Origin of the sequence: Bacillus sp. RC252, assembly GCF_044909215.1 — a bacterium.
Classification (GTDB): Bacteria; Bacillota; Bacilli; order Bacillales; family Bacillaceae_G; genus Bacillus_A; species Bacillus_A mycoides.
Genome location: NZ_JBIYDV010000012.1, coordinates 44,548 through 71,452 on the forward strand (window position 1 = coordinate 44,548; position 26,905 = coordinate 71,452).

26 protein-coding genes are annotated in these 26,905 nt (G+C 34.6%); 2 read left to right on the plus strand and 24 right to left on the minus strand.

Annotated elements, in window-relative coordinates; translation table 11 throughout:
• Positions 1 to 80: 80 nt before the first annotated feature.
• The 9 genes from ABH960_RS17615 to ABH960_RS17655 form a co-directional block, all read right to left on the minus strand.
• On the minus strand, positions 81 to 1,328 hold the full coding sequence (locus ABH960_RS17615) for a glutathionylspermidine synthase family protein (protein WP_404447080.1): 1,248 nt from the start codon (positions 1,326 to 1,328) through the stop codon (positions 81 to 83).
• A gap of 20 nt (positions 1,329 to 1,348) precedes the next feature.
• Positions 1,349 to 1,960 (minus strand): hypothetical protein, encoded by a 612-nt coding sequence (locus tag ABH960_RS17620; RefSeq protein WP_404447083.1) that lies wholly within the window; start codon positions 1,958 to 1,960, stop codon positions 1,349 to 1,351.
• A gap of 107 nt (positions 1,961 to 2,067) precedes the next feature.
• Positions 2,068 to 2,484, minus strand: a complete 417-nt coding sequence (locus ABH960_RS17625; protein ID WP_404447086.1) for a GNAT family N-acetyltransferase — start codon at positions 2,482 to 2,484, stop codon at positions 2,068 to 2,070.
• Between the two features lie 61 nt (positions 2,485 to 2,545).
• Positions 2,546 to 3,484 (minus strand): DMT family transporter, encoded by a 939-nt coding sequence (locus ABH960_RS17630; protein ID WP_113937527.1) that lies wholly within the window; start codon positions 3,482 to 3,484, stop codon positions 2,546 to 2,548.
• An 87-nt stretch (positions 3,485 to 3,571) separates the two neighbouring features.
• Entirely contained in the window at positions 3,572 to 4,072 is a 501-nt protein-coding gene (locus ABH960_RS17635; RefSeq protein WP_113937528.1) for a GNAT family N-acetyltransferase, read from the minus strand.
• Positions 4,073 to 4,106: 34 nt separating this feature from the next.
• Positions 4,107 to 4,652 carry a GNAT family N-acetyltransferase gene (locus ABH960_RS17640; RefSeq protein WP_113937529.1) on the minus strand — a complete coding sequence of 182 codons (546 nt, stop codon included), beginning with the start codon at positions 4,650 to 4,652 and terminating at the stop codon, positions 4,107 to 4,109.
• Between the two features lie 15 nt (positions 4,653 to 4,667).
• On the minus strand, positions 4,668 to 5,369 hold the full coding sequence (locus ABH960_RS17645) for a nucleotidyltransferase domain-containing protein (protein ID WP_404447091.1): 702 nt from the start codon (positions 5,367 to 5,369) through the stop codon (positions 4,668 to 4,670).
• A 14-nt stretch (positions 5,370 to 5,383) separates the two neighbouring features.
• Complete coding sequence (locus ABH960_RS17650; RefSeq protein WP_404447094.1) at positions 5,384 to 6,067, minus strand: DNA alkylation repair protein; 684 nt, start codon at positions 6,065 to 6,067, stop codon at positions 5,384 to 5,386.
• Positions 6,068 to 6,214: 147 nt separating this feature from the next.
• Entirely contained in the window at positions 6,215 to 6,883 is a 669-nt protein-coding gene (locus ABH960_RS17655; protein ID WP_404447097.1) for a hypothetical protein, read from the minus strand.
• Positions 6,884 to 7,101: 218 nt separating this feature from the next.
• Here ABH960_RS17655 and ABH960_RS17660 point away from each other — a divergent pair, with 218 nt between their 5' ends.
• A complete protein-coding gene (locus ABH960_RS17660) occupies positions 7,102 to 7,929 on the plus strand; it encodes a peptidoglycan-N-acetylglucosamine deacetylase (protein WP_404447100.1) in 828 nt (275 codons plus the stop codon).
• Positions 7,930 to 7,971: 42 nt separating this feature from the next.
• Here ABH960_RS17660 and ABH960_RS17665 read toward each other — a convergent pair whose 3' ends face one another.
• Both ABH960_RS17665 and ABH960_RS17670 read right to left on the minus strand, forming a co-directional pair.
• Positions 7,972 to 8,397, minus strand: a complete 426-nt coding sequence (locus tag ABH960_RS17665) for a WapI family immunity protein (RefSeq protein ID WP_002032758.1) — start codon at positions 8,395 to 8,397, stop codon at positions 7,972 to 7,974.
• Positions 8,398 to 8,514: 117 nt separating this feature from the next.
• A complete protein-coding gene (locus ABH960_RS17670) occupies positions 8,515 to 9,060 on the minus strand; it encodes a TetR/AcrR family transcriptional regulator (protein ID WP_404447104.1) in 546 nt (181 codons plus the stop codon).
• 175 nt (positions 9,061 to 9,235) lie between these two features.
• On the opposite strand from ABH960_RS17670, the gene ABH960_RS17675 reads away from it, so the two are divergent.
• Complete coding sequence (locus tag ABH960_RS17675; RefSeq protein WP_404447107.1) at positions 9,236 to 10,684, plus strand: DHA2 family efflux MFS transporter permease subunit; 1,449 nt, start codon at positions 9,236 to 9,238, stop codon at positions 10,682 to 10,684.
• A gap of 47 nt (positions 10,685 to 10,731) precedes the next feature.
• On the opposite strand, the gene ltaS is transcribed toward ABH960_RS17675, so the two are convergent.
• From ltaS to aroC, 13 genes are all read right to left on the minus strand, one after another.
• On the minus strand, positions 10,732 to 12,705 hold the full coding sequence (ltaS, locus tag ABH960_RS17680) for a lipoteichoic acid synthase (RefSeq protein ID WP_113937537.1): 1,974 nt from the start codon (positions 12,703 to 12,705) through the stop codon (positions 10,732 to 10,734).
• A gap of 384 nt (positions 12,706 to 13,089) precedes the next feature.
• A complete protein-coding gene (locus tag ABH960_RS17685; protein WP_404447110.1) occupies positions 13,090 to 13,257 on the minus strand; it encodes an ATPase in 168 nt (55 codons plus the stop codon).
• Positions 13,258 to 13,340: 83 nt separating this feature from the next.
• Positions 13,341 to 13,499, minus strand: a complete 159-nt coding sequence (locus tag ABH960_RS17690) for an SRPBCC family protein (RefSeq protein WP_002084908.1) — start codon at positions 13,497 to 13,499, stop codon at positions 13,341 to 13,343.
• A 160-nt stretch (positions 13,500 to 13,659) separates the two neighbouring features.
• The gene (locus tag ABH960_RS17695) at positions 13,660 to 15,285 is read right to left on the minus strand and encodes an ABC-F family ATP-binding cassette domain-containing protein (RefSeq protein ID WP_002013447.1); all 1,626 of its coding nucleotides are present in this window, start codon (positions 15,283 to 15,285) and stop codon (positions 13,660 to 13,662) included.
• Positions 15,286 to 15,597: 312 nt separating this feature from the next.
• Positions 15,598 to 18,714 (minus strand): MMPL family transporter, encoded by a 3,117-nt coding sequence (locus ABH960_RS17700; RefSeq protein WP_404447114.1) that lies wholly within the window; start codon positions 18,712 to 18,714, stop codon positions 15,598 to 15,600.
• Positions 18,715 to 18,967: 253 nt separating this feature from the next.
• Positions 18,968 to 19,534, minus strand: coding sequence for a TetR/AcrR family transcriptional regulator (locus ABH960_RS17705; protein WP_002084903.1), 567 nt, complete (start codon positions 19,532 to 19,534; stop codon positions 18,968 to 18,970).
• Between the two features lie 126 nt (positions 19,535 to 19,660).
• Positions 19,661 to 20,116 (minus strand): NUDIX domain-containing protein, encoded by a 456-nt coding sequence (locus ABH960_RS17710; protein WP_404447117.1) that lies wholly within the window; start codon positions 20,114 to 20,116, stop codon positions 19,661 to 19,663.
• A gap of 110 nt (positions 20,117 to 20,226) precedes the next feature.
• Positions 20,227 to 21,390 (minus strand): GNAT family N-acetyltransferase, encoded by a 1,164-nt coding sequence (locus ABH960_RS17715; protein WP_404447120.1) that lies wholly within the window; start codon positions 21,388 to 21,390, stop codon positions 20,227 to 20,229.
• A gap of 290 nt (positions 21,391 to 21,680) precedes the next feature.
• Complete coding sequence (locus tag ABH960_RS17720; protein WP_033734078.1) at positions 21,681 to 22,187, minus strand: SpoIIAA family protein; 507 nt, start codon at positions 22,185 to 22,187, stop codon at positions 21,681 to 21,683.
• 17 nt (positions 22,188 to 22,204) lie between these two features.
• On the minus strand, positions 22,205 to 23,494 hold the full coding sequence (gene aroA, locus ABH960_RS17725; protein ID WP_404447124.1) for a 3-phosphoshikimate 1-carboxyvinyltransferase: 1,290 nt from the start codon (positions 23,492 to 23,494) through the stop codon (positions 22,205 to 22,207).
• A 16-nt stretch (positions 23,495 to 23,510) separates the two neighbouring features.
• Positions 23,511 to 24,611 carry a prephenate dehydrogenase gene (tyrA, locus tag ABH960_RS17730; protein WP_002084896.1) on the minus strand — a complete coding sequence of 367 codons (1,101 nt, stop codon included), beginning with the start codon at positions 24,609 to 24,611 and terminating at the stop codon, positions 23,511 to 23,513.
• Entirely contained in the window at positions 24,604 to 25,704 is a 1,101-nt protein-coding gene (gene hisC / locus ABH960_RS17735) for a histidinol-phosphate transaminase (RefSeq protein WP_002189978.1), read from the minus strand. Before hisC ends, tyrA begins: the two co-directional genes overlap by 8 nt.
• A gap of 18 nt (positions 25,705 to 25,722) precedes the next feature.
• Positions 25,723 to 26,895 (minus strand): chorismate synthase, encoded by a 1,173-nt coding sequence (gene aroC, locus ABH960_RS17740; RefSeq protein ID WP_002013434.1) that lies wholly within the window; start codon positions 26,893 to 26,895, stop codon positions 25,723 to 25,725.
• Between the last annotated feature and the right edge of the window lie 10 nt (positions 26,896 to 26,905).

Below are 26,905 nucleotides of genomic sequence, written 5' to 3' on the forward strand. Positions count from 1 at the left end.
AATTCAAGCTTTATACTCATATGAAAGAGCCCATCACAAATGATGCGCTCTTTGTTAATTACCTTTTAATTCAAATGTTGCTACCCTTCAATCGTAACTCCAGTAAACATCGATAAATTCCCTGTTATTCTTTCACCTACTCGTAAAAACAGTCCAGCGGCTCTTCCGCTAATACAATGAGAACCGATAAGTAGTTTACCAGTATATGGTCCATCCCACGTATCAATTGTATAGTCAGGCATGTCTACATATTGCTGATATATTTTTCGTTGTTCAAAATAATACTCTGTTTGATCTTCAGCCAATAGTTCATCATTGTCATAAATAGATACTCCGCCGCCTTCGCGACCAAATAACGGTTTTGAAACATATGATTCTTTTCTTTCTAAGAATCGTTTATTTGTGAAATACGTTGGAAGGAAGTATTCCTTAATAATCTCTCGCTCTTCTTTTTCAAAGAAAACTTCATCTTCATAAAGTTGCCAAATTAATGCGAGCATACCTTTATTTTGCATAACAAAAGCAGCCGGTGGGTTAATAATTTGCACCTTTCCTTGTGCGATATGATTTAAAAATTGCAGACCGATTCTTTTACCATTTTTATCAGTATCTGAAACTAAATATTCAATTGGATATAAACGATATAAGTATTTAATTTTATCGCCTGCCGGGGTGTATATTCCATCATCTGCAACAACGATATCTTGTATTCCTACATAATCGGTTTGTTGCTGTAAACAATAACTTCTTAAAAACTGAACGGTTTGATGATCTTCATCATGCCAATCGTAGCTTGTAAAATAAATCGTTTCGTCAGGACTTATTTTGTAATCATGTTTAATTTGTTCCCAAGCTTGAACGACGTGTTCTTCAATATGATTCGGATGATTCACATCGTGATATCGACACAATACTTCATTAGCGACAGATGGTTCTAAATAACCTGTCGGAGTATCGCAATTTACTTCAATTAATTTAATATCATCATGATTTACGATGAAATCAAGCCTTGTAAAATATGAAAATAAACCAGTATGTTTCATTCTTGCAATTTCCCACGTCTCTGGTGGAAAACCAAGTTTTTGAAATTGTGCTGGTGTATTTGTAATGTATTGATATGTTTTATATAACACATACATAATTTCTTCTGTCGCTTTAGAAATTGCAGTATATGTACGTACTGGCATACGATACATACTAGTTGCCATATATTGATTCCATTCTTCACTCTCTAACAAACTCGGCCATGTAAATCCATTTCTACCAGCCTCTTCTGCAAGAGAAAACCAGATTTTCATATACTCTTCCTGTTCTTTTTCTGTATACATTTCTCCATTATCCTTTCAAATTAGGATCCAGCTGGTGCTTTTGCGTTTCCAATTCCATTTGAACCAGAATTCACTTTTGGCGTTTGTGTAGTAGATGCTTTTGACGTATTTGAATCTGGCGTCACTTTAGTTGAACTGTTCGGCTGTTGCTTATTCAAATCCACTTTCTTTGAAGAATCATTATTACTACTAGTGCCACCGTAATACCCACCGCCACCACCGCTGCCACCACTTCTTCGCTCATCCTTTTCACGGTATGGGATAATATTATTTGCATATGGTTTCTTTGTAAGATTTGGTTTCGCAGTATTATACATATTCGACGTCTTACTTGCTAATAAATATCCGGCAACGAACGGAAGTATTGGCAAATTGGAACTCTCATTATTAAATGAAGCGGGTGAATTATTATCTCTACATAATTCTTCTTTTTCTATATTTCCTGTCGTTGGCGCTTTATCATCACAATTTAATTTTTCTTGTTCGCTTTCTTGCTTCGTACCATCTGTTTTTACCGCACTACTTTCTTTTTGTGCACTCTCTTCATCATTATCAGCACATCCTGTTAATAAAAAAGATGACACTCCTATTGAAGCTGCAATTTTCACAAATTTGCTTTTATCCATTCTCATGTGTTATACACCTAATTTCTATTTATCTATATTTTTCCAATTATCTTTATTATATACTGTAAATATCATTTTTTTCAAACTAAACTAAATATGTAAAATTACATATTTCACATACTTTTAAGCTGTTCATTCTCGAGATAGCAATGAAATCTTTCCACCCCTGGATGTTTTTCTCCTAGACTTTTAATCTTAAACTTACACTTTTTATAAAATCCGACTGCCTCTGTATCTGTCTCAGCCTCAATATATGTTAACTCATATTCCCTAATTATTTCTTTAATCATTTGAAGTGCAATTCCTTGATTGCGATATTTTTCATCAACAGCTATGTGACACATTCTCGCTCTATTTGTATGAATTAGCACTATACCTATGCAACCCCTATTCCCATATTTATATAGCACTGCCTGATTATTTTTATACATTGAAACTGCTTTAAATAAGCTTGCTTCACTCGGACCGGTCGCATGCTTTAATACTTTTTTAATGGGATCTATTTCTAAATGCTCAACACGTTGTAACATCCTATCTCCATCCTTTCTCATGAAAAAAGATTAGCTCTTTATTGAAAAAGAGCTAATCTCATTACGCCGTTATTTTCTCTTCTTTTTTCACAACTACAGCTACATAACTATGAAGTATCATTCCGACAATTACAAGACTCATTCCAACCCACGATAAAGAAGACGGAATTGGAGCCGATAACCAGATCAGCTCTCCTACTAATGCAAATAAAACTTCACCAGACTGTGTCGCCTCGACTGTTGCTAATTTTTGCGGATCATCTTTTACAAGATCTGTCGCAAAGAAGAATAATACCGTTGCGATTAACCCTGAACTAACTGCTACAATAAAACATTGGAAAACTTGACTACTTGACGGTAGTCCGCCTGTTGATACTTCATAACCAGATAGTAAAAACCAAAATGGTAAACTTGCTAATGTCATACCGAGAACTCGTTGGAAGACATCTAATTCGCCCTTACATACTTGCATCATTTTTCTATTTCCAAGTGGATATGCAAACGCAGCAATGAGTACAGGAACCACACATAAAATGGTTTCACGAATCCCTAAAGAAGAAGCGTGTTCTACTTGCATAAGAACAACACCGAATAAAATAATGCCTGACATTACTAATTCTTTCATTGGAATTTTTTTATGTAATGGGTCTACCGCAAAAAATGGTGTTAACAAAATCCCTGCAACTATTGTAATTTGCCAAGTCGAAGCGACAAGCCACCCCGGTCCAAACGCACCCGCGAAACTAAGCGGTGCATAAAAGAGACCAAACCCTACAATACTCCATAACAACCACTCTTTCGGATTGTTTTTCATATATTGCAAGAGTTGTTTTAAATTCCCCCTATACATGACAATAAGTAATAGCATTGGAACCATAAAGTAATACCGTAGTGATGCACTCCAAATCCAACTCCCGCCCCCTAAGTCCATCGACCGGTTTAACACAAAGGTAAAGGCAAAGAAAAATGATGCCAATATCCCTATTACAATAGCTTTCATTTTAAAACCCCTTGTTTAGTTTCTTGTTATACGATACAACAAAATGAATATAATTAAAATTCGCAATTCTTATTATATATGTATTCTTTAAAGAAACAACACCATATTTTCATCATCACTATACACACCATTCATTTTTAAAGCTCTCTTTTCAATTCCATAAGTTTTAAAGCCCATTGATCCGTATAATTTTTTTGCTGGTTCGTTTGTGGATACAACACCTAAGTTCAATTGCTCTAGTTTTATATCTCGCGCTCTTTGAATGGCATTTGTTATTAACTCACGTGCCAATCCGTTCCGCCTGTTTTGTGCATCTACATACATCGCAACGATATGACCTTTATGTTTATACGCCTCTCTCTCTTCTGTTAGTAAAGTGACAACTCCAACTAAATGATTTTCTTCATTAAATGCACCAAATGTACAACTAGTAGTAGCTGTTAAATTACTTTCCACTCTCTTAATAGGATTTTCCTGGCGAATCGCCTCTTCATAAGTTGTTACAAATGCCTCTGGATTTACTTGTAAAGCTTGTAAACGTAAGTCCCAATATTTTTCCGCATCTTCTTTCGTAAGTAATCGAATCATATTTATCCTGCCCCTTTAAGTTAACATAATATTTTTATAAGCTACTATTTAAAGATTGGTATTCTTCTCTTAACATACTATAGCGATAACGATGAATGAACTTCCCTTTACGTAACCGATCATTTCTCATTATTCCTTCACAAACAAATCCTACTTTTTCATAACTCTTTCTAGCTTGTAAATTATCTTCGTCTACTCGTAGCCAAATTTTTTCTAATTTGAATTCAGAAAAACCGATTTGTAACATACTGTATAGGGCTGCTATTCCATATCCTTTACCCCAATATTCTTTATTTCCAATTGCAATCCCTAGTTCAGCATTTTTATTTGTATTATCAAAGTTTTTTAGGTCTACCCATCCAATGTGTATACCTTCCTTTGTAGCGATAGCTCGTTGTTCATAACCATTCGCTCGACTTATGCATGTTTCAATCCACCTTCTCGTATCGCCACGAGTGAACGGTGGATATTGATCTGGTACAACTAAATGTTTTGTTACTTCTGTATCTAATGACCATTGATATCGATCTTCTACATCGTCTTGTGTCAATTCTCTTAATTGAACGAATGGTACATTCATTTTGATATCCCCTTTTCATTTCCCGATAGAAAACCCTTCAAAAACTCTTCCTCCATACTGCTCTAACGTATTTTCTATAAAACTAATTAATTCATTTTTATCTCCTGTTTTATAAAAATGATCAAAAACTGCTACAAATTGGTCTGCATATTGTTCGTCATATCTTTTTAATACTCTAATAAACCATTTTGAATTTCCAAGCCATTGACCATTTACCCTTAAAACATATTCATGTACTAAATCAGCTAATAAATTTGCGATGAACAATTCTTCTTCTCTCTTTGTTGCACCAATGAAGTCATCCAAAGTATCCGTAATAAAATAGCGTTTCTGCTTCATCGTTTCTTCTGTCCATTTTTCTGGTCCTTTATTTAATAAATCATTCGCTTCTCTTTTGAGTATTTTTACAATTTCATCTTTTCCTTTTAACACAATACCTTCTGAAACTAATTGAGGTAATGAAGGTCGTCCGCGCTCACAATCACTTTTGAAAAAGGTTTTATACGTTTCAAAATTATGTACGAATACTTCAACAGGCCAACCATTACTATAGAAAGATTCTCTATAACAAGATGACAAACTTTGGTCAAATATTACAATATCAAGGTCAGATGTTTTCGTAGCCTCTCCTCTAGCAACACTTCCCCCTAGTAAAGCAACATCACAATTCGAAAATTGTGATGTAATAATACTTTGTGCCGCTTCAATTGGTTTCATAATCTTATCCCTTCTTATTTTACTTTCTTCTTTTCAGCTCTTTCTCGTGTCTTTTTAATATAGGATTCTGCATTTGGTGTTTTGCATGACGTTTCACCGTGATCAACTTCTACTTTTCCAATTTCATGTGAGATTTTAATTGCTTGTTGTTCCAAACTTTCATTTCGAACCCCTACCGCAATTAAAGCTCTATTCATCGCTTCTCTTTTACGATTTTTTTCATTATGTATATGAACTTTAATCTCTTCTAAATACGGTAAGAAAAAGTCATCGTCTAACGTTTTATTTTTTATTGCGATATTCGCTAATAATGACCAACCAGCTCTTCCAATCCATTCATCATCAGACTTCGTCCATTCTTCCATTCTTTCTATCACGATTGGCGACGTACATATAGCTGTCATAAGAACGTCCATTAAACAATAATAATCAACATCCTGAACCCATCTATTTAGTTGTTCTGACGTTAGTTTCTTCGGATCTAAAATCATCGTTGCTAAAGTCATTGCATCCATATTTTTCGTTTCCCATAATGAGATTGCTAAATCATGATCCTTTTTTATCTTCTTTTTCAACAATTTTAAATTTGCAAAACTAACTCCAAATAACGGTTCTTTTGCCCCATGATTTTTAAAGATTTTACGGTTTTGTTCTGTTCCATATTCTTCTAGTTGCTGCATTACTTCTTCAAGTAACATAGGTCCACCTCTTTTATATATTTTGTTGCCTTCACATATGTATGTACGATATATTCTACATTATTTTTTGGTTTTCCTATATTTATTTTTTAAATACGGTATGTGAAATTTTATTGATGTTCTTTAAAACAAAAAACATCCTCTTCCTTATTTTTCACACGGTTGTTCATTCACACTCTGTATACAATACTCCTCAAGCGCATTCAACGGATTTATTATGTTCCTTCCTATTATATTTTCTACCCTTGTAGCAGCGTCTACCATCGATAATTGTGCAACTGAAAGCATTTCGTTTCTATCTTTCATAATTTCATATAAATACTTTTCTAATTTAACATCATGCTCTTCTTTACGACCTTGCATAATTAACTCAAATATCCCTTCTATCACTTCTACTTTTACTTGTATGGATTTATTATTCTGCCGAGCGTATTGTTTTAAACGTTCCATCGTTCCTGAAACCGTACGATTATTTGTAAAAAGTATTGTTTGTGGCTCTTCAACATGACAAATCATTTCAAAAAATGGCTCATCAATTTTCAATATAGGTATGTCTATTTTGAAATTCTCATCTAATAGCGTAATATAATCTGTACAAGTTAATAAAAGTGTATCTACATCACTTTTGGCTATATACTTTATAATATCTTTTAAATTATTCCGTGCTTGTTCTTTTTCAAAATCACAATCTTTTTTTAATATGCGTGATAAGATGGGATCTACAAAATGGAGTATTTCGATTCCAAAAGATTGCAACGCTCGGTCAATGTATTCAATATTTGAATGATGAGCATGTAAACAAGCTAATTTTTTCATACTTATCCTCCCTTTCTAAAACAAAAAACATGAATGAACCATTTTACATGCAGTTCCATACATTCAATTCTTGTTTCATTTTTTTAAACCTGCAAAACGTTGAAATCTTGCATATTTTTTTACAAACTTTCTTACGCTTGTAAAAAAGTTTTTTTGCATTTCCCCCTCTAAAATTGCTAATATAGTAGAGTAGAACTTTTATAGAGAGAAGGAAAATTATGCGCAATGGAATTCGGATGACAACTTTAATGAAAAGGGCTCTGTTGATATGCGTCGGGGTATTGTTTACATACGAAGCTGCTTATGGATCAACACATACTGCTCTAGCAAGTACAGAGGATGAAACTAAATCTGTTCAACTTGTAAGTGAAATTCAAACATCCCTAGCACCAAAAGAAGCTCCAAAACACTATAATGGGCAGGTTAGAAAAGTTGCTTACTTAACATTTGATGATGGTCCTGGAAAATACACAGCTGAGCTTTTAGATATGTTAAAAAGTGAAAATGCAAAAGCAACATTCTTCCTAATTGGTTCAAACGTGAAAGCTTTCCCTGATCTTGTAAAACGTGAAAATGCTGAAGGCCACTATGTTGGGATGCACAGTATGACTCATAACTACAAGAAGCTGTACACAGAAGGTCATTACGTTGATGAAATGAAAGAAGACCAAGGCTTAATCGCTGGTGTTCTAGGAAAATCACCAGTATTAACACGCCCTGCTTACGGATCAATGCCAGGATTAAATGAAGCCCTTCGCAACAAAGTTGTAGAAAATGGTTTAAAAGTTTGGGACTGGACAATTGATTCATTAGACTGGAAATACAACAAAATGCCAGTAGACGCTGCATCTGCTAAAATCGTAGAAAACGTTCTACATGGTGCTACAAACCCAACAGAAGTTATTCTAATGCACGATATTCATCCACAATCAGTTAAAGCAATACCTGGAATTATTAAAGGGCTGAAAGAAAGAGGATATGAATTAGAAGCCTATAATGAGAACGAACACTTCCCATTAAACTTCTGGCATGATAATCGTATGTAATAAAAAGACTTGATTCCCTCTTGTAGGTTATCAAGTCTTTTTTTATCGTTTTGGGAATTTCCTTTGTTGCTCTTCAATAGAACGAATAATATTCTCCCTATCCTCTTGAGTTATACCGATAGAAAATTCGTATTCTTCTTCCTTACACCATGTGGGGTTAAGTTCCAGCGATAAGCGAATAACAATGTTAAACTCCCCTGCTTTTCCCCCCATAAATTCAAACGCTAAATTTGGTTCTATGAAATCTAGTTCGTTATATGTAGGGTTTGGTAAAGATTCAAACCATTTTATCATGTACTGTAAATCGTATGTTTGTAAAAAAGGATCCATCGTTTCAAAAACTTTATTTTCTTCTGATAGTTTCGCTTTTACTCTTAACCAATTTCTATCACACTCGTCTTTTGCATCTGCATATTGGTAATTTACAACCTCTAAATGTAATGATATTTTTTCATTTTGAAAATTCATGCATATCCCCCTTCTATCTCTGGATCTTTTGTTTATAAATTTTTATTAATCCCGATACTTTAAATTATACTAGGTTATTTTAATCTTTTTTTAATACGGATAAATTGTTTGCATTTATTACCCTTTATACATAAAATAAATTTGATTTGCAATATAATCTGAACTAAAGTCAAGTCCATTCCTTATCCACCACATGATGATACCTACTAATGAAGCTGTTTTAATATCAACTGCAACATAATCGTTTGGTAAATCCTTTTTCGTATTCTCTCTTCTCGTTTCTATTAATTGCTTTAAAAATAAAAATAATTGCTCCTCAAATTGATTCATTTTAAATAATATAAATAAATAATTTCGGTGGTTATATAAATAATCAAGTAATTGTGTTAGCTTTTGTTTTTCTGATAAATCTTTTGCATGTATTAAATCAGCTATTTTATTTGAAAGTTCATTTGAAATCTCATTCGTGATTTGGTCTAGTAAATCTTGAATATCTTGATAATGTAAGTAAAAGGTTGTTCGGTTTAATCCTGCTTTTGTTGCGACTTTCTGAACCGTTAAACTTGAAGTACTAGGATTCTCACATAGGAGAGAAAAAACAGCATTTTTAAACATTTCTCTTGAACGTACTGTACGAGGATCTTCTTTTTTAGGTGTAGACATTTTGAAACTCCTTTATAGATTTTCTCTTTACTTACTCGACAGTGCACATCTTCTATGTCGAGTAGTGAACATTTTCAACAAAACTGTTCATGGTCAAAGAAAATTTATTTTGTTACCATTAATTTTATCGACACATTGTCGATAAAATTAATGGTAACAATGAAGGAGTTTACCAATGCAAAAGGAAATATCAGAAAGAAATAAAAAAATTATATTAGTTGTGCTCATTGCTGGCTGTTTTTTATCAACATTAAATCAGAAACTATTAAATGTTGCGATGAGTAATTTAATGGAAGTATTTGATGTTACGGCCGCTACAGTTCAATGGCTATCAACAGGCTTTATGCTCATAAATGGTGTTCTCGTGCCAATTACGGCATTTTTAATGAAGCGATTTACAACAAGGCAGCTATTTATTAGCTCAATGCTCTCCTTGTTTATTGGGACTGTTCTTTGTGCATGTGCCATGAATTTTGGCATTTTGTTAACAGGAAGAATGATTCAAGCAGTTGGGGCAGGAATTATTATGCCACTAATGATGACAGTTATTTTATATTTATACCCTAGTGAAAAGCGTGGCAGTATTATGGGAACCATCGGTTTCGCCATAATTTTCGCGCCAGCCATCGCTCCAACATTATCTGGCTTTATTATTGAATATGTATCATGGAGATGGTTATTTATTGGATTAGCTCCATTTGTATTAATCGTTATTATTCTCGCGCTAAAATATTTAATGAATGTTGCTGAGACAACAAAAGCAAAATTAGATATCGTAAGTGTCATTTTATCAACGATTGGCTTTGGTTGTATTATATTTGGATTTAGTAGTGCAGGAAGTAAAGGATGGGATCATCCAGTTGTTATTACTACAATTATCATCGGAATAATTGTTACAACCCTATTCTGTTTACGTCAAATAAAGTCTAGCGATCCACTATTAAATTTATCCGTATTTAAATATAAAATTTTCACTCTTACATCAGTCATTAACGTACTCATTACGATGATTATGTATGCTGATTTAATTCTTTTACCGATTTACTTGCAAAATGGACGAGGTTTTACTGCTTTTGAATCAGGTTTACTTCTATTACCTGGAGCTGTGATTAATGCCTTCTTATCACCTATCACAGGTAAAATGTTTGATAAATATGGGGCGAAACCACTCTTTATTACAGGTTTAATATGTATCATTATATCTATGTGGGGTGTAATTGATTTGACCGAATCCACCACTTATATGTATTTAATGGTTCGTACCATTATTCTACGTATTGGACTAAGTTTCATTTCGATGCCTTTAAATACAGCAGGTTTAAACGCTTTACCAAGAGAACTGGGTTCACATGGTTCTGCAGTGAATAATACCGTACGTCAATTAGCAGGTGCTATTGGAACAGCAGTTATTATCACGGTATACACAATTCAATCAACTTCACATGCTTCGCAGTTATCTAGTGAAAATGGAAACATTTCAGTTATGCAAGTAAAGAAATTATCTTCTATCTTCAGCTCAAGTGATGCCTACGTATTTATGTTAGTCTTATCTTTTGTAGCTTTGATTATCGCATGTTTCATGCCTAAAAAAGTAGCACTCCAAAAATCTGAAAGTAAATCTTAAAACAAAAAATCCTACTCGTTTTCTATACGAGTAGGATTTTTTATTATTTATTTTGTTTCCCCGTCTTCAGTCGTCTTCACCTTCGTTTTATTTTTATCACGATGGTTATAGTTGTACTTAGAACGCTCTACTGGAGTGAAGCCTTCTGGTGTGTAGAATCGTAATAAGTCGCCGTTAACAACTTGGTCAGAGTATTTTAGTGATTTTTGAACCATTTGTTCATTTTGTTTTATTTCGTCTGTAAATTCTACTGGATTTCCAGTCGCTGTATCATAGTATTTGCCGTTCAGTGCAGTCACTGTTGGACTTACATAGTTACCGTTACGGAAAGGAACGACTTGTTTATGATCTGGCGATAATAAATCTGATCCGAATTGGACATAATTTTTTGTATCTGTACCTAGTAAGTGTAATAAAGTTGGAAGAACGTCAATTTCTCCGCCATATTGATGTTGTATGCCGCCTTTCATTCCTGGTACGCGAATGATTAATGGTACACGTTGTAATTGAGCATTTTCAAATGAGTTCATTTCTTTACCCATTATTTGAGACATTGCTGCGCCATGATTATCTGAAATACCGTAATGGTCACCGTACATAACGATAATTGAGTTATCGTATAAACCAGATTGTTTCAAGTAATCCATGAAGCCTTTTACAGATTCATCTAAATAACGTGCTGTTTGGAAATACGTATCTACAGATGAATCACCTGTTTTCGCTGGTTCAATTGTCGCTTCCGCTTTATCAATTGGATAAGGGAAATGGTTCGATAACGTAATAAATTTTGAATAGAACGGTTGTTTTAACGTTTGTAATAATGGAATGGATTCATTAAAGAACGGTTTATCTTTTAACCCATAGTTTACTACATCTTTTTCGTTCATATCATAGTATGACGCATCAAAGAATTTATTAAAACCAAACGATTTATAAATTTCATCACGGTTCCAGAACGTTTTGTAGTTACCGTGGAACACTGCTGATGTGTATCCTTGTTGACCTAAAATAGCTGGTGCTGATTGATACGTGTTATTAGCTTTATTTGTAAAAACAGATCCTTGCGGTAATCCAAACATTGAGTTCTCTAACATGAACTCCGCATCAGATGTTTTACCTTGTCCTGTTTGATGGAAGAAGTTATCAAAGTATAACGTATTCGCATCTTTTGTAAATGAGTTTAAGAATGGTGTAACCTCTTGACCATTTAGCTTGTAGTTTAGTAAAAAGTTTTGGAATGACTCTAAATGAATATAAATTACGTTCATTCCTTTTCCTTTACCAAAATACTCAGGATTTGGACTTGCATAAGTTGATGTAAGATAGTTTCTAACTTCTGTCATATTATCTCCATCCGCTAATGCTCGTTCTGTTGATGCTTTCGCACTTTGAATACCATCATAAATCGTAAAGTTGTACGCCCCTAAATATTTCACGATATAATTGCGGTCAAATGTTCTTGTTAACAATTCAGGACGGTCAGATTCTGCCAGACCTAAGTTAACGCTAAAGAATAAAATACCTGCTACAAATACTAGCGATAATTTATGCTTCGCAACACGGATTGGTTTAGGATTTACAAATTTCGTTGCGACTAAAACAATTAAAATGATTGTATCTAAGAAATATAGTGGGTCATATAAGTGTAGCAATGCAAAAATACTACCACCTAAATCTCCAAAGTTATTCGTTTGTGTTAATGTCGGGAACGTAATAAAGTCGCTGAAAAAGCGATAATATACTACGTTGGCATATAAAAGTATAGACATTAGCAAATTAATAATAATTAACCAAATGTAAGCTCGTTTCCCTTTCGCGAATAGTGCGAGCCCTAAAAATAGAACTGCTGAGCTTAACGGGTTGAAAAACAGTAAGAACTTTTGGATTGTGTTCGATATCCCTAAATTAAATTCTGTCACATATGCTGCATATGTTTTTAACCAAAGTAAAATAACGGCAAATACGAAAAATCCAAAATGATTACTTAATACTCGTTTACTCTTTAATAAAAATTGTTGCATCTCTCCACCTCTTTTGATCATCCAAGGCTTATTTTATATAAGTCTGTCTCTCTATTTAATTTTTCTTCTTCAAATAGATTTTATTTGTTTAACTATATGAAGAATATTAGTAATTATAATTTGTAGCTTTTATTTATTCAACTATTTCTTTTTAAACATTTTGACTTTGGTTTCTATTTTACAAAATACATTTGTAACATTTCCTGTTTTCTCCCAGGGGCTCATCCACTAATTATGACTCCACAAACTATAATCCTTTATTTCCTCATTTGCAAACTAATCTATCTCCAATTTTGGTACATTCATCTAAACTACCCAATTTCATAAAATAAAAAGTGTAGTTTGGGCAATTTGCTCAAACTACACTTTTTCGACTACCGTTTATCATCCTTTGTAGCTATTCCCTCTTCTTTTAAACAACTCTTTAAGTCCCATGAACATTACATTCCAACCATGTTCAGAGCCATCATGACACCCCTCTAAAGCTTTTTCAACATCATATTTTGTCCAATCTTCTTCATGAGCAACGATTATATTTTGTGAAAATATCATTTTAAATCCTTGTTGTTTCTCTTTTATTTCAACTGTGTTTTTATCTAACAATTCACTAAACTGCGGCGTTTTTAATGTAAATACTAATTTTTTTTAGGACGATTCATTTCGATATATTCCCCAATTGCTCGATAATCTTTTCCGCCACGATGATCAATAATTTCCCAACTCCCTCCTACTTCAGGAGTATTTCCCGTTACTTTATCCGTCCCTTCCAATGTAAAAAACCATTTCTTCATCATTTCAGGGTTTATCCACGCTTCAAAAATTTCTTACCTTCGCTAATGTTATTTTTGAATAATTATTCATTTTAATCCTTCCCCCACTTTATATTAAAACGAATATTTGTTTACTTAAAAAACCCCCGCTCTCATAAAAGAGAGCGGGGGTTTTAATCATTCATTATTGACCTTTGTACATTGCATCAACTTGTTTTTGAAGTTCTTCATTTTCTAAGAACTCATCATACGTCGCTACCTTATCAACTACACCGTTTGGCGTTACTTCGATAATACGGTTTGCAATTGTTTGTACGAACTGATGGTCATGAGAAGTGAATAGTAATGTCCCTTTAAATGTGATTAAACCGTTGTTTAATGCTGTAATAGACTCAAGGTCTAAATGGTTCGTTGGATCATCTAATGTTAATACGTTTGCACCGCTTAACATCATTTTAGATAACATACAACGAACTTTTTCTCCTCCAGATAAAACAGAAACGTTTTTCTTTACTTCTTCACCAGAGAATAGCATACGGCCTAAGAAACCACGTAAGAAACTTTCTGATTCATCTTGTGGAGAGAACTGACGTAACCAATCAATTAAAGTGTAATCACTGTTCTCGAAGTACTCAGAGTTATCTCTTGGGAAATGAGCTTGAGATGTTGTTACACCCCATTTGAATGAACCGCTATCTGGCTCCATTTCACCCATAAGAATTTTAAATAATGTTGTCATTGCAATATCGTTACGGCCGATAAATGCAACTTTATCACCTTTATTTAAAGTGAAGTTCACATTATCTAATACTTTTTCTCCGTCGATTGTTTTAGAAATACCTTCAACCGTTAATAAGTCATTTCCTACTTCACGCTCTGGTGTGAAACCAACGAACGGATAACGACGTGATGACGGTCTAATATCATCTAATGTAATTTTATCTAATAATTTTTTACGAGAAGTTGCTTGCTTCGCTTTAGATGCGTTTGAGCTAAAGCGCGCAATAAAGTTTTGTAACTCTTTTACTTTCTCTTCTTTTTTCTTGTTAGAATCTTGCGTTAGTTTTAATGCTAATTGGCTTGACTCATACCAGAAGTCATAGTTACCAACGTATAATTGAATTTTACCGAAATCAAGATCAGCCATGTGCGTACATACTTTATTTAAGAAGTGACGGTCATGGGATACAACGATAACTGTATTATCAAAGTTCATTAAGAAGTTTTCTAACCATTGAATCGCTTTTAAGTCCAAATGGTTGGTAGGCTCATCTAGTAATAGAATGTCAGGTTGACCGAATAAAGCTTGAGCAAGTAATACTTTTACTTTCTCTGCCCCTGTTAATTCAGACATCTTTTTATCATGAATATCTTCGCCGATACCTAATCCTTTTAGAAGGATTGCAGCTTCTGACTCAGCTTCCCAACCGTTTAGCTCAGCGAACTCACCTTCAAGTTCTGCAGCACGCATGCCATCTTCATCACTAAAGTCTTCTTTCATGTAAATTGCATTTTTCTCTTGCATTACTTTATAAAGACGTGTGTGACCCATCATTACTGTTTCTAGTGCAGGGAACTCTTCATATTCGAAGTGATTCTGTTTTAATACTGCTAGACGCTCACCTGGCGTAATATGTATGTCACCTGTTGATTGGTCAATTTCTCCAGATAAAATCTTTAGAAATGTTGATTTACCAGCACCGTTTGCTCCAATTAAACCATAGCAATTACCTGGCGTGAATTTTATGTTAACATCTTCAAATAATTTGCGATCTGCGAAACGCAAACTAACGTTACTTACTGTAATCATTTGTGTCCTCCTACTAATACCGCTTATTTCAGCGTTTTCTCACCGATTGTCTTAAAAAATCGCATATTACGACTCAATTATTGTAGACTATAGCTATTATATAGTAGAAGCTGGATGAATAGCAACGGTTGATTAGCTTTCTACAATGAAATCGAATAGTTTTTATCCATTCCCCTAGTTATTTTTTGTATATCATCGACCTCTTTCTAATATCCCCATTCGCTTCTCATTCTGTAATACATTAGATCATTTTTTCATTTCATATTTTATATACAAAAAACCTGTAGAGAAAACATTCCCTACAGGTTTTTCTTATCTCGTATTTATTATTTTCTCTTTATAACTCTTCAATTTACTCGCCAATCCTATTAAAGCTGGTAACAATATCGGCATTACAATTAAAGCTAATAGCATAAGGGCAATGCCAACAACTAATGCCACTTGTATTAGCGTCAATACTCCTGAAGGGATTAATGCAGCAAATGTTCCGCCTAAAATAAGTGCCGCTGATAATACGACTCCCCCTATGTGACGAGATGCATTTACAATTTTCGTTACTGAATCCCCTTCTAGCTCATTGTATCGCATCATTACGAAAATGCTATAATCCACACCTAGAGCGACAATCATTATAAAGCTAAAGAATGGAACATTCCAGCTTAATGACTCTACGTTTAATAAGTGTGAACTAATTTGTTCACTTATACCAAGTGAAGCAAAGTAAGCTAATATTAATGATCCAATAATAAAGATTGAATTTAAGAATGAGCGTGTAATCACGATTAATACAAGCGAAATCCCTAATAACATAATCGTAGCAGTACGTAAGAAATCTTGCCCGGTTACTTCTTTTAAATCAACGTTTCTAGCTGTTGTCCCGCCGATTGCTTTTTTCGCATCATTTAGTTCTGTTCCCTTTAACGTACCATCTATCGTTTTATTAATTTCTTGAATGATAGGCATCGCTTCTTTTGAATACGGGTTTACGTCTAAAATAATTGTCATTTTAGCAGTCTTTCTATCATGTGACATGTACGTATTCAATGCTTTTTGGAAATCTTCTCCTTCTAAAACTTCTTTCGGAATATAAAATTTCTCAGAGTTTTTTGATTCATTAAGCTCGCCTAAATATTTCTGAGCATCCCCTAGGCCGTTACTTATCTTTCCAAGCCCTTCTGTACTTTTAGATAAGCCTGATTGTAATTGCCCCATCTTTTCTTGCAAATCTTTAAGCCCTGTTAAAAGTTGCCCTTGCCCATCGTTTATTTTCGTTAATCCGGATTGTAACTCAGTTGATTTGTTCGCAATTTGTTTTGAACCTGTAGCCCCTTCGCTCAATCCTTTGTTCAGCTCAGCAGCTCCTTTTTGTAACTTGGTAACTCCATTGTTCATTTCTTTTAAACCGTTATCTACTTTCAGTAACGATTGATTCGCTTCTTTAAACGAATTCATCGCTGCTTTATGCTGCACCGCCAATTGATTTAATTCTTTTGAAAGTCCAGTTAATTGTTTTTGAGCTTCTTTAGCAATTCCTAATGTTTGCTGTATGTTCGGGTCATTTGCTAATTCTGGTTTCGTTTGAATGAAATTAGTCATTAACACTTCAATTTGTTCATATCCTTTTTTCGCACCATCAATTGCTTGAGAAATGCTTCCGAAATATTGATCGTAAGAACTTAAACCTTTTTCTAACTGTTCATAACCAGCATGAAGCTGTGAAGTTGCATTTGACAGGGCATTGATATTTCCGTTTAATGATGCTAGCCCATCCTCTATTTGCTCCGCTCCTTGTGCTCCATTGTTTATTCCATTCGATAATTGATTTAAAGCTGTCCCTAATGCTGATACGCCATTTTTCGCTTCATTTGTTCCATCAATTAACTTTTGAACATTTGCAAGACTATTTGAGTCATTACTACCCATTTTATCTTTCGCATCAGTTAATCCTTCATTAATTTCTTTTATGCCACCATTTGCATCTCCTAAGCCTGTATTCAATTCTCCGGCTTGTTTATTTATATATAATTCTTTAATCTTATCTCCAGTTGGACGCGTCGGTGAATATACTTCTGAGACTCCTTTAACTTTCGAGATTTTATCAGTAAGTTCATCTAAAGTTTGTAAAGAAGTCGCCTCATCTAACTTTTTATCCGATTGAATAACTAACGTACTTGGTGAAGAAAAACCAGGCGGAAAATGCTCTTCTATTACGTTAATCCCCATTTTTGATTCATATTTATTATCCACTTCAAATAAATCATTGTAATTAAGCGTGTTAGAATATTTTAATACGAATGGAATCGATATCACGAATACGATAATTAAAGCGATAAATGGTCTTGCTACTGAATTTTTCGCAAAGAATCCCCATAAACGACTATCCTCATGTCCTTTAAATGTTTTAACTGGATAAAACATTCCTTTTCCTAAAAGCACCATGAAAAATGGATTTAAAGTAGTTAATACGAGTAGTAGTACTGCGACACCAATTGCTACCGCTGAAGTCGATTGATATAATTTAAAACTCGCTAAAGCAAGAGATGCAAAGCCAATTAGTACTGCTATCCCGCTATATAAAACGGTTTTACCTGCCGATTTAAACGTTTCTTTCGTAGCCAAAAATGCATTTTCTTGTTTACTTAATTCTTCTTTAAATCTTGTATATAATAAAATGTTATAGTCTGTTCCCACTCCAAACAGGACGACTACTACAAACACTTGCGTAAAGTTTGAAAACGGAAAATTAAATTGATCTACAAGATGGGCAATAATCCCCATTGAAATTAAATACGAAACACCAACTGTAAGAAGAGAAATAATCGGAACAACTGGTGAACGGAATACAATGATTAATACTACAAGAATGAAAATGATCGAAATAACTTCTGTCTTTTTCACGCCCTCTTGAGAGGATGTAAGAAAATCACCCGCTATTAAATCACTTCCTGTTAAGTACGTTGTAACTCCTTTCGTTTGTACTTTTTTATGAAGATTATTTGCAATTTTTGATATTTTACCATGTTTTTTATCTACCGATATTTGCGTTAAAATAGTCGTATTATCTTTAGAAATTAATTGTTTCTCTAGTTCTTTATTATCTAAATGTGAAACGACTTCCTTAATTCCTAATTGCTCTTTTTCATTTTGCAGCGCGTTGATCGTTTTTGTTATTTCCTCTTTCTGTTCATTCGTTAATGCGTTTTTATCTCCACTATTAAAGACGGCTATAATTTCATACTTTTCAGCCCCTTCTTTATCCATCTCCTTTATCATCTTGTCAGCAATACTGCTTTGTTCTGTATTAGGAATCGTGATTTGCCCTTTTTCCTTCACTAACTGATCCATATTAGGCATCGTTACGATCATTGCAATAGTAATAACTATCCATAATAGAAAAGATAAACTTCTCCAACTTTTTAGCTTGCTCATTTGAATCATCTCCTGTTATTAGAGTTTCATGGTGCATAGAGAATGAATATTCATTCCCTGTTTTTGAAAACATCATTTCGGAATGAACGTTCATTCCTATTATCCTATTAAATTATTTTTCAATTCTATTAAATCACTCCTTGCGGAATGAATATTCATTCCTTTAATTGTACAGATATATCATCTCCTGTAATCGTTTTTTATATTTATTTAGGAATGAATGTTCATTCCTGTCCTTGGAATGCTATTAGAATCAAATGATTCTAATAGCATTCCAAGAGCTTTCTTCCAATTCTTTTACTAATTCTTTTGAGTATTCTAACTGCCCTGTCGCCATTACTTTTATTAATTTTTCAAGTGGTTGATATACAATAATAATTAAAGCAATTATAGGCAATGGACGAAGAAAACCTTTTTCGATTCCATCTTCAATAATATTCATAAAGAAGCCTATAAAATCGTCAAATATTTTCTTACTCTGTTCATCAAGAAAATAACTATCACAGTGAGAATTTGTAAAAAGAAAGGCATTCACATTGTTTCTCGCAAATTCAAATAAACGGTTATACGTATGACTAAACTGTTCACGAATATTTGCTTCAACAGGAAAATCAGTTTTTATTGTTTCAGATAGCTGTAGCATACTTTTGGTAAATAATGAGTTAACGAGTGCCTCTTTATTTTCAAAATAGCGATAAATAGTACCCGCGCCAACTTTTGCTTTTTCAGCGATCATCGGAATTGTCGTACCATCGTAACCACGCTCTGCGAATAATTGTATAGCCGCTTCAAAAATGTCTTCTTGTTTATTTTTAGCCATTTTTCTCACCTCAATTTCCAGGAATGAAAATTCATTCCGTTTTTAATTATAAATTACATGAATTAAAAGTCAAGTGTGTAAATACGCTATTGAAACATTTATCAAATAACACACTCAATTAAGATATTAATACATTTTTTGCGTTATCCCATCAAAAAATTTCTTTGTATCATCATGACTTAAAACCCTCAATACATCTTGTATCTTAAAAAATTGAACTTGACTTATTTCATTATCTTTTGGATGCAAATCTATTCTGTCACCTATATATTCTACATAAAACATCGTAGTTTCTTGCTCTTCATATCCAATTTTCATTTTGAGTTCTTCAGGAAAGCCAAAGCAAATTTTATCTTCAAATTGTTTTATAACTTTAAACTTTGTAGATCCAGTTTCTTCTTCCAGCTCTCTCAAAATAGCACTCTCTAAATCATTATCTGTATGTTTCACTCTACCTTTAGGAAAATCCCATTCCCCCTTTGACATAGCATATTCTCCATCTATGTCGCTAATTTTCACCTTATGTACCAATAAAAATTCACTGTGATGGAATACGACCGCACCTACGGCTTGCCTAATCATTTTACTTTTCCTCCTAAAACAATGATTTCACTCTATTAAATAGAAAAGTACTATAATAAAAAGTTTATCATTGTAGTACTTTGTTACTCATACATAGCACATGACATTAATTAAAAGAAATCATAAATAAACGGCTTACGCACCGGCACTACATTCTCAAATGCACGTATCTCCTCTTCGCTACCGCTTATTAAGTCTATTTCATTTAATTCTAGCGGTCGCTTGTAACCAAACATAATAGTAGATAACGCATTAATATCGATTTGAATTCCATTTTCTTTTGCTGTTTCTTCTTTAACGATTGTTATTTCATTATTTTTAAGTTGAACCGTTACGTTATTCCACGGTGCAAATGAATCTGTAATATGTAAAATTACTTCTTGCTCTTCGTTGTTCCAGTTCCATTCATATTGTTTGAAAAACTGTTCTACATCTACAATTCTTCCCATGAAATATGGAGTTACTTCTGCTTTTACTCGTGGTTCTTGTAATGTGTAAAGAAGTGGTTCTGTCTCACTTAGTATCATTTCTAGATCTTTAATCATAGAATCATGTTGGCAGATGAAGTTCCAAAGACCAATTCTTGCTTCATTATGTAATGGGACAAATTCTTCTACTTTCATTTTAGAATTCTCTATTTTGTATAAAATGTAACCAGCCGCCGTTTTATTTTCATCATAGTAAACTGCCAATGTTAAATCATGATACACCGCTTGTAGCCACCATTTACGTCCGCGAACTAACATACCAGAAAATCGTTCTGCAAATGTTTCATATAGATTCTCTACTTCTTCTGGATGATTATCTTTACTAAAACGTTTCACTGTACCATTCACTTGTTTTTTAATTATTAAATCGCTCTTTGTCATCTGACATACGATTCGATTCGCACAAAGTTCCCAGCCGTATTTACGATAAAATGAAACGGCAAATGGATGTAACATCGATACACTATGTCCATCTCTTTTCATAGTTTGCAGTGAATGCTGAAGTAACTCTTTTACATATCCACTTCTTCTATATTCCGGATACGTCGCTACCCCCGCAACGCCGCCCATTTTAAACTTTTCTTTTCCTATGTAAATATGAAAAGGAATTAAGTGCAACTTTGCAGCTAACTCTTCTCCTTCCATAATACCGTATATTTGATGGCTTTCCTTCATTCGTGTAATTTGCTGCTCTACTCGTTCTTCATTTGCTTTATATTGAAAAGCATATTCTGATAAACGTAATGCTTCTCTAAACTTATCTTCTTTTAATTGTATAACGTTCATATATTTCTCCTCCATTCCTCGTTTGAATTATATCATAATTCAAACTATTGTAGTTCGGTAAGTGAAATTACGAGGATGTTTCAACAAAAGATATCGATTTAGAAACAATCTAACATAAAGGCTCTTTTCAACTGCTTTCTATTGGCGGCATAAGAATATTAAAAGCCTTGCGTTCTCTTGGGTTTGCGAAGCTAAGAGGTACCATTGAAAGTGATGAAACTTATGACAACGGCAACATTACGGGCATAAAAAAAACCAGTTGATTGAGAGAAACTGGTTCAATAAAGGTTTTATATTGGATATTCATTCAACCAAATTAATGCTTGTTCATAATCATCGAAAAATTTTACGGATTCTTTTGTATTGGATTGTTGTAAATAATTCATTATCTCCCCTTCTTCAAGGAGAAACGCAATTGCCTTACTGTGATTCAAAATGGTTTCATTGAAGAACTTATCTTTCCATGCTTTTTGAACAGAAAAATGATCTGGCGTGTATCCTTTTCTATCCACCAACAATTTGTATTTCCGACCCTCGGAAATGAATTGCTGACAAACCTGCTCGAAGCCATTAAACCATTCATAAACATCAGCTGTATTAATCTTGCCAATTAGATGGGTAACAATTAAATCCCCTGAAACTGTTGTGCTGATATTCTGTTTACTCAACTTGGAACCATCTCCCTTAGTTACAATTATGCGTAAAAATCTCATAAAATCAATAAGGATAAAATTCTTACGTAATAAAGCAACATTATTTAAGAAAAAAGCCAACATAAAAAAGCAGATACATTGCATATCTGCTTCTCATCAATTTATTTAGCTAACGTTTGAAGCTCTTCAAAAAATGTAGGATATGATACGCCTACTGCTTCTGCATCTTCAATCGTTGTTTCTCCTTCAGCAATACAGCCGGCGATCGCCAGCATCATGCCAATGCGATGATCTCCGTGACTATGTACTGCACTACCTTTTAAAGTTGATTTGCCGTAAATAATCATTCCGTCATCAGTTGCTTCAATGCAGGCTCCGAGTTTCGTTAGTTCAGCAACGACTGTATCGATACGATTCGTTTCTTTCACTTTTAGCTCGTGTGCATCTTTAATGACTGTAATTCCATCTGCTTGTGTTGCCGCTAAAGCGATAATTGGGATTTCATCAATCAGTCGTGGAATGATATCTCCACCGATTTCGATTCCTTTCAGCGGCGATGTTTCAATTGTAATATTTGCAGCAGGTTCTGATGCTCCTTCGTTAATCTGCTCTACAGTAAACGTAGCGCCCATTTTCTCAAGAACATCAATAATACCTGTACGAGTCGGATTCATTCCCACATTTTGTAATAGTAGTTTACTATTTGGAATAATTGCACCTGCTACTAAGAAAAATGCCGCTGATGATACATCACCTGGCACTTGAACATCTGTTGCGGTTAACTTCTGTCCTCCTGCTAGTTTCACTGTTTTCCCCACGCGAGTTACTGTAACGCCAAACGCCTCAAGCATTCTTTCTGTATGATCGCGGGAAATATGAGGTTCTGTAACAGCTGTTACACCTTCTGCGCGAAGGCCTGCAAGTAAAATAGCTGATTTCACTTGCGCACTTGCTACCGGTGAAGTATATTCAATCGCCTTTAAATTCCCGCCTCGTATTGTGAGCGGCGTAAACGTTCCTTCTTTTCGGCCATCAATTTTTGCACCCATTTGCTTTAGTGGATTTGTTACACGTTGCATCGGTCTCTTCGCAATTGAAGCATCACCTTGCACGCAAGAAAAGAATGGTGTGTTTGCAAGTATTCCTGACATTAATCGAATCGTTGTACCAGAATTACCAACATCTAATACAGCTTTTGGCTCTTGTAAACCTTCTAATCCTGTTCCAATTACCGTAACTTCGTCTCTATTTTGTGTAATCTCTACTCCCATTTCTTTAAAACAAGAAATAGTACTTAAACAATCCGCACCAGGAAGAAATCCTTTAATTGTTGTTTTACCTTCCGCGATTGCGCCAAACATGACAGCGCGATGGGAAATTGATTTATCTCCAGGGATTGTAATTTTGCCATTCAATCCGTTATTTACAGTTTGTACTGTTTTTTCTTTCACGTTGTCACCCTCCTCATTAAATTGTTTCATACGTTTGGTATTCTTCTTTTCCGAGCGCAATTTTTGCCTGCGTTCGATCCTCTTCTCTTTGGAAACTAATTCGTAAAACCCCGAGCAATCCTTCTCGCGCTTCTAATATTTGCAAGTTCGTAATACTAATTTCTTCTTCTGCTAGAATGCTTGTGATATGGGCTAATGCCCCTACTTTATCTAAAACGTCGACGTATAAGTCGTGATAGGCAGGAATCGCCCCTCTTTTTCGAACTGGTAAAGAGTCACGATATTCTTTCGCATCTGCAAAATAACTTTGTATTTCTCCTGCATCTCCTTTAGAAACCGTCTTATATAGCTCTTCCATTTCTGAAATCCATTCTTCTAATAGTTCCAATAAATGCCCTCGATTTTGCTTTACGATATCACTCCACATTTTCGGACTACTTGATGCAATACGTGTTATATCTTTAAATCCGCCTGCCGCTAGTTGATGAATAAGCGGATTATCACCAGCATGTTTCTCAACTTGTTTTACTAATCCTGCTGCAATTAGATGCGGAAAATGACTAACTATTCCTGTTATATAATCATGTTCTTTTGTATTTAATACAAGAAAATGAGAGCCTGTTCCTTTTAACCATTCTTTTAGCTCGTCTACTTGATCCGCCTGCACGTGATTCATTGGCGTTAAAATGTAAAATGCGTTTTCAAAAAGGTGTGCCTTTGCACTTTCAACTCCTGTTTTGTGAGAACCTGCCATCGGATGACCGCCGATAAACGAAACTTTCTTTGTTAATAAAGCTTCCGCTTCATTCATGATTGTCCCTTTCGTACTTCCTACATCGGTAACAATGACATCTTCTCGTAAATGAAATGATGCAAGTTTGTGTAACAACTTTTTCGTTTCTTCAACTGGAGAGGCAAATACAATTAAATTTGCCTCCTCACATGCACGCTGTAAATCTACTGCTACTTCATCAACTACATGTAATTCTTTTGCGCGCTCTACTTGCTCTTTAAATATGTCATAACCGATAATCGTTACATCGTGCTCTTTTTTAATCGCTAATGCAAGAGAGCCTCCTATTAATCCAGTACCGATTAATACTACCTTTTTACACATTTGCCTCATCTCGAGACTTACCTTTTTTATTTTCAAAGTGTTGTTTTAACACTGAAATCACTCCTTCATTTTGTTCCCTAGTTCCGATTGTAATACGGACACCATTTGGGAACGGACGAATAATAAACCCTGCATGCGCACAAGCTTCATAAATTTCCCCAGCATCATCTACCGGCAAGAAGATAAAGTTCGTTTGCGACGGATAAAATGGAATTTCATTTTCCGTACAAAAACTCTCGTATTGTTGTAATCCTTCTGTATTAACACGAACTATTTCTTCAATAAACGCTTCATCGTTAAAAGCAATCGTCGCTGCTTTTTGCGCTAATGAAGATACGTTAAATGGCAAACGTACGACATTTAATTTCTCGATTAACTCTTCCTGTCCAATCGCATAACCAACGCGGAAAGAAGCTAATCCGTACGCTTTAGAAAACGTTCTAAGTACAAGAATGTTGTTATGTTTTTCTAAAAGCGGTAATGTCTCAGGGAAATCTTTTGCTGTTACGTATTCATAGTACGCTTCATCAATGACAATTAACGTATTTTCACTAATGCTTTCAATGAATTGAGTCAATTTTCGCTCATTCACATATGTGCCTGTCGGGTTGTTCGGATTACAAATCCATACGATTTTTGTATGTTCATCAACTGCTGAAGAAATTTCATCTAGATCATATACACCGTTCTTTAAAGCAATTTCTTTCACTTCACAGCCTTCAATAATTGCATGATGACGGTACTGTGGGAATGTTGCACCAGCCGTAACAATATTATCTCCTTTACATAGTACTGCACGACTTATAATTTGAATTACTTCATCAAGACCACTACCACAAAGCACTTGTTCCATTTGAACTTGTAATTTCTCTGCAATAGTTTGACGGAGTACTTCAGCACCTCCGTCAGGATATAAAGCATGTTCCTCCCACGATTTTTGTAATTCTCCTAAAACACGAGGTGAACAGCCAAATGGATTTTCATTTGATGCTAACTTAACAAATGAATGATTCCCGTATACTTCTTTCATTTGCTCTGGTGATTTACCTGGTTTATACGGTTGTAATGATGATAGTTGATCTTTTACTCGCATGTTAAATCCACCTTTTCATTAAAATTCTTTTGCGTATTTGTTATGTTGCGAAATATTTTGTTTTAGTAATTCCATGCGATCTTTTCCGAATTGCTCGACTAGTGCACCGGCAAGTTCCCATGCAACGACAGCTTCAGCTACAACACCTGCTGCTGGTACTGCACAGCTATCAGATCTTTCAATACTCGCTTGGAACGCTTCTTTCGTATCAATATCTACGCTTGCTAACGGTTTATATAATGTAGGAATTGGCTTCATTACGCCTCTTACGACAATTGGCATACCTGTTGTCATACCGCCTTCTAAACCGCCGGCATTATTCGTATTTCTCGTGTATCCTTTTTCTTCATCCCATAAAATTTCATCGTGCACTTTACTTCCTGGCTGTCTTGCCGCTTCAAAACCAATTCCGATCTCAGCACCTTTAAATGCATTCACGCTCATAATAGCACCGGCAAGTTTTGCATCTAATTTGCGGTCGTAATGAACGTAGCTACCAACTCCAATTGGCATTCCTTCTGCAATGACTTCGACAATACCGCCTATAGAATCTCCGCTACTTTTCGCATCATCAATCGCATTCATCATCTCTTGTTCTACTTCTTTATCTAAACATCGAACTGGTGAGTTTTCAGTTATCGTTTGAATTTCTTCAATTGGTAAGTTTGAAATACGCTTCGCTTGTACCCCACCAATTTCAAGAACATGCCCTGCAATTTCCACGCCTAATTCTTTCAAAATTTGTTTCGCAACTGCACCAGCAGCTACACGAACTGTCGTTTCTCTTGCAGATGAGCGCTCTAATACGTTTCTTATATCACGATGGCCATATTTAATTGCTCCGTTTAAATCCGCATGTCCTGGACGTGGTTTTGTAATTGTACGTTTCATTTCTTTACTTTCTTGCTCCGAAATTGGTTCAGCACCCATTACTTTCGTCCAATGTTTGAAATCATCATTTTTTACGATTAACGTAATTGGTGAACCAAGTGTCATTCCGTGACGTACACCACTTGCAATTTCAACTGTATCTGTTTCAATTTGCATGCGTCTTCCGCGCCCATGCCCTTTTTGTCTTCTTAATAATTCTTTATTAATATGTTCCGCTGTTAATGTTAAACCTGCTGGTACACCTTCTAAAATAACTGTTAACTGCGGCCCATGTGATTCTCCAGCTGTAATATATCTCATTTCTCTTGCC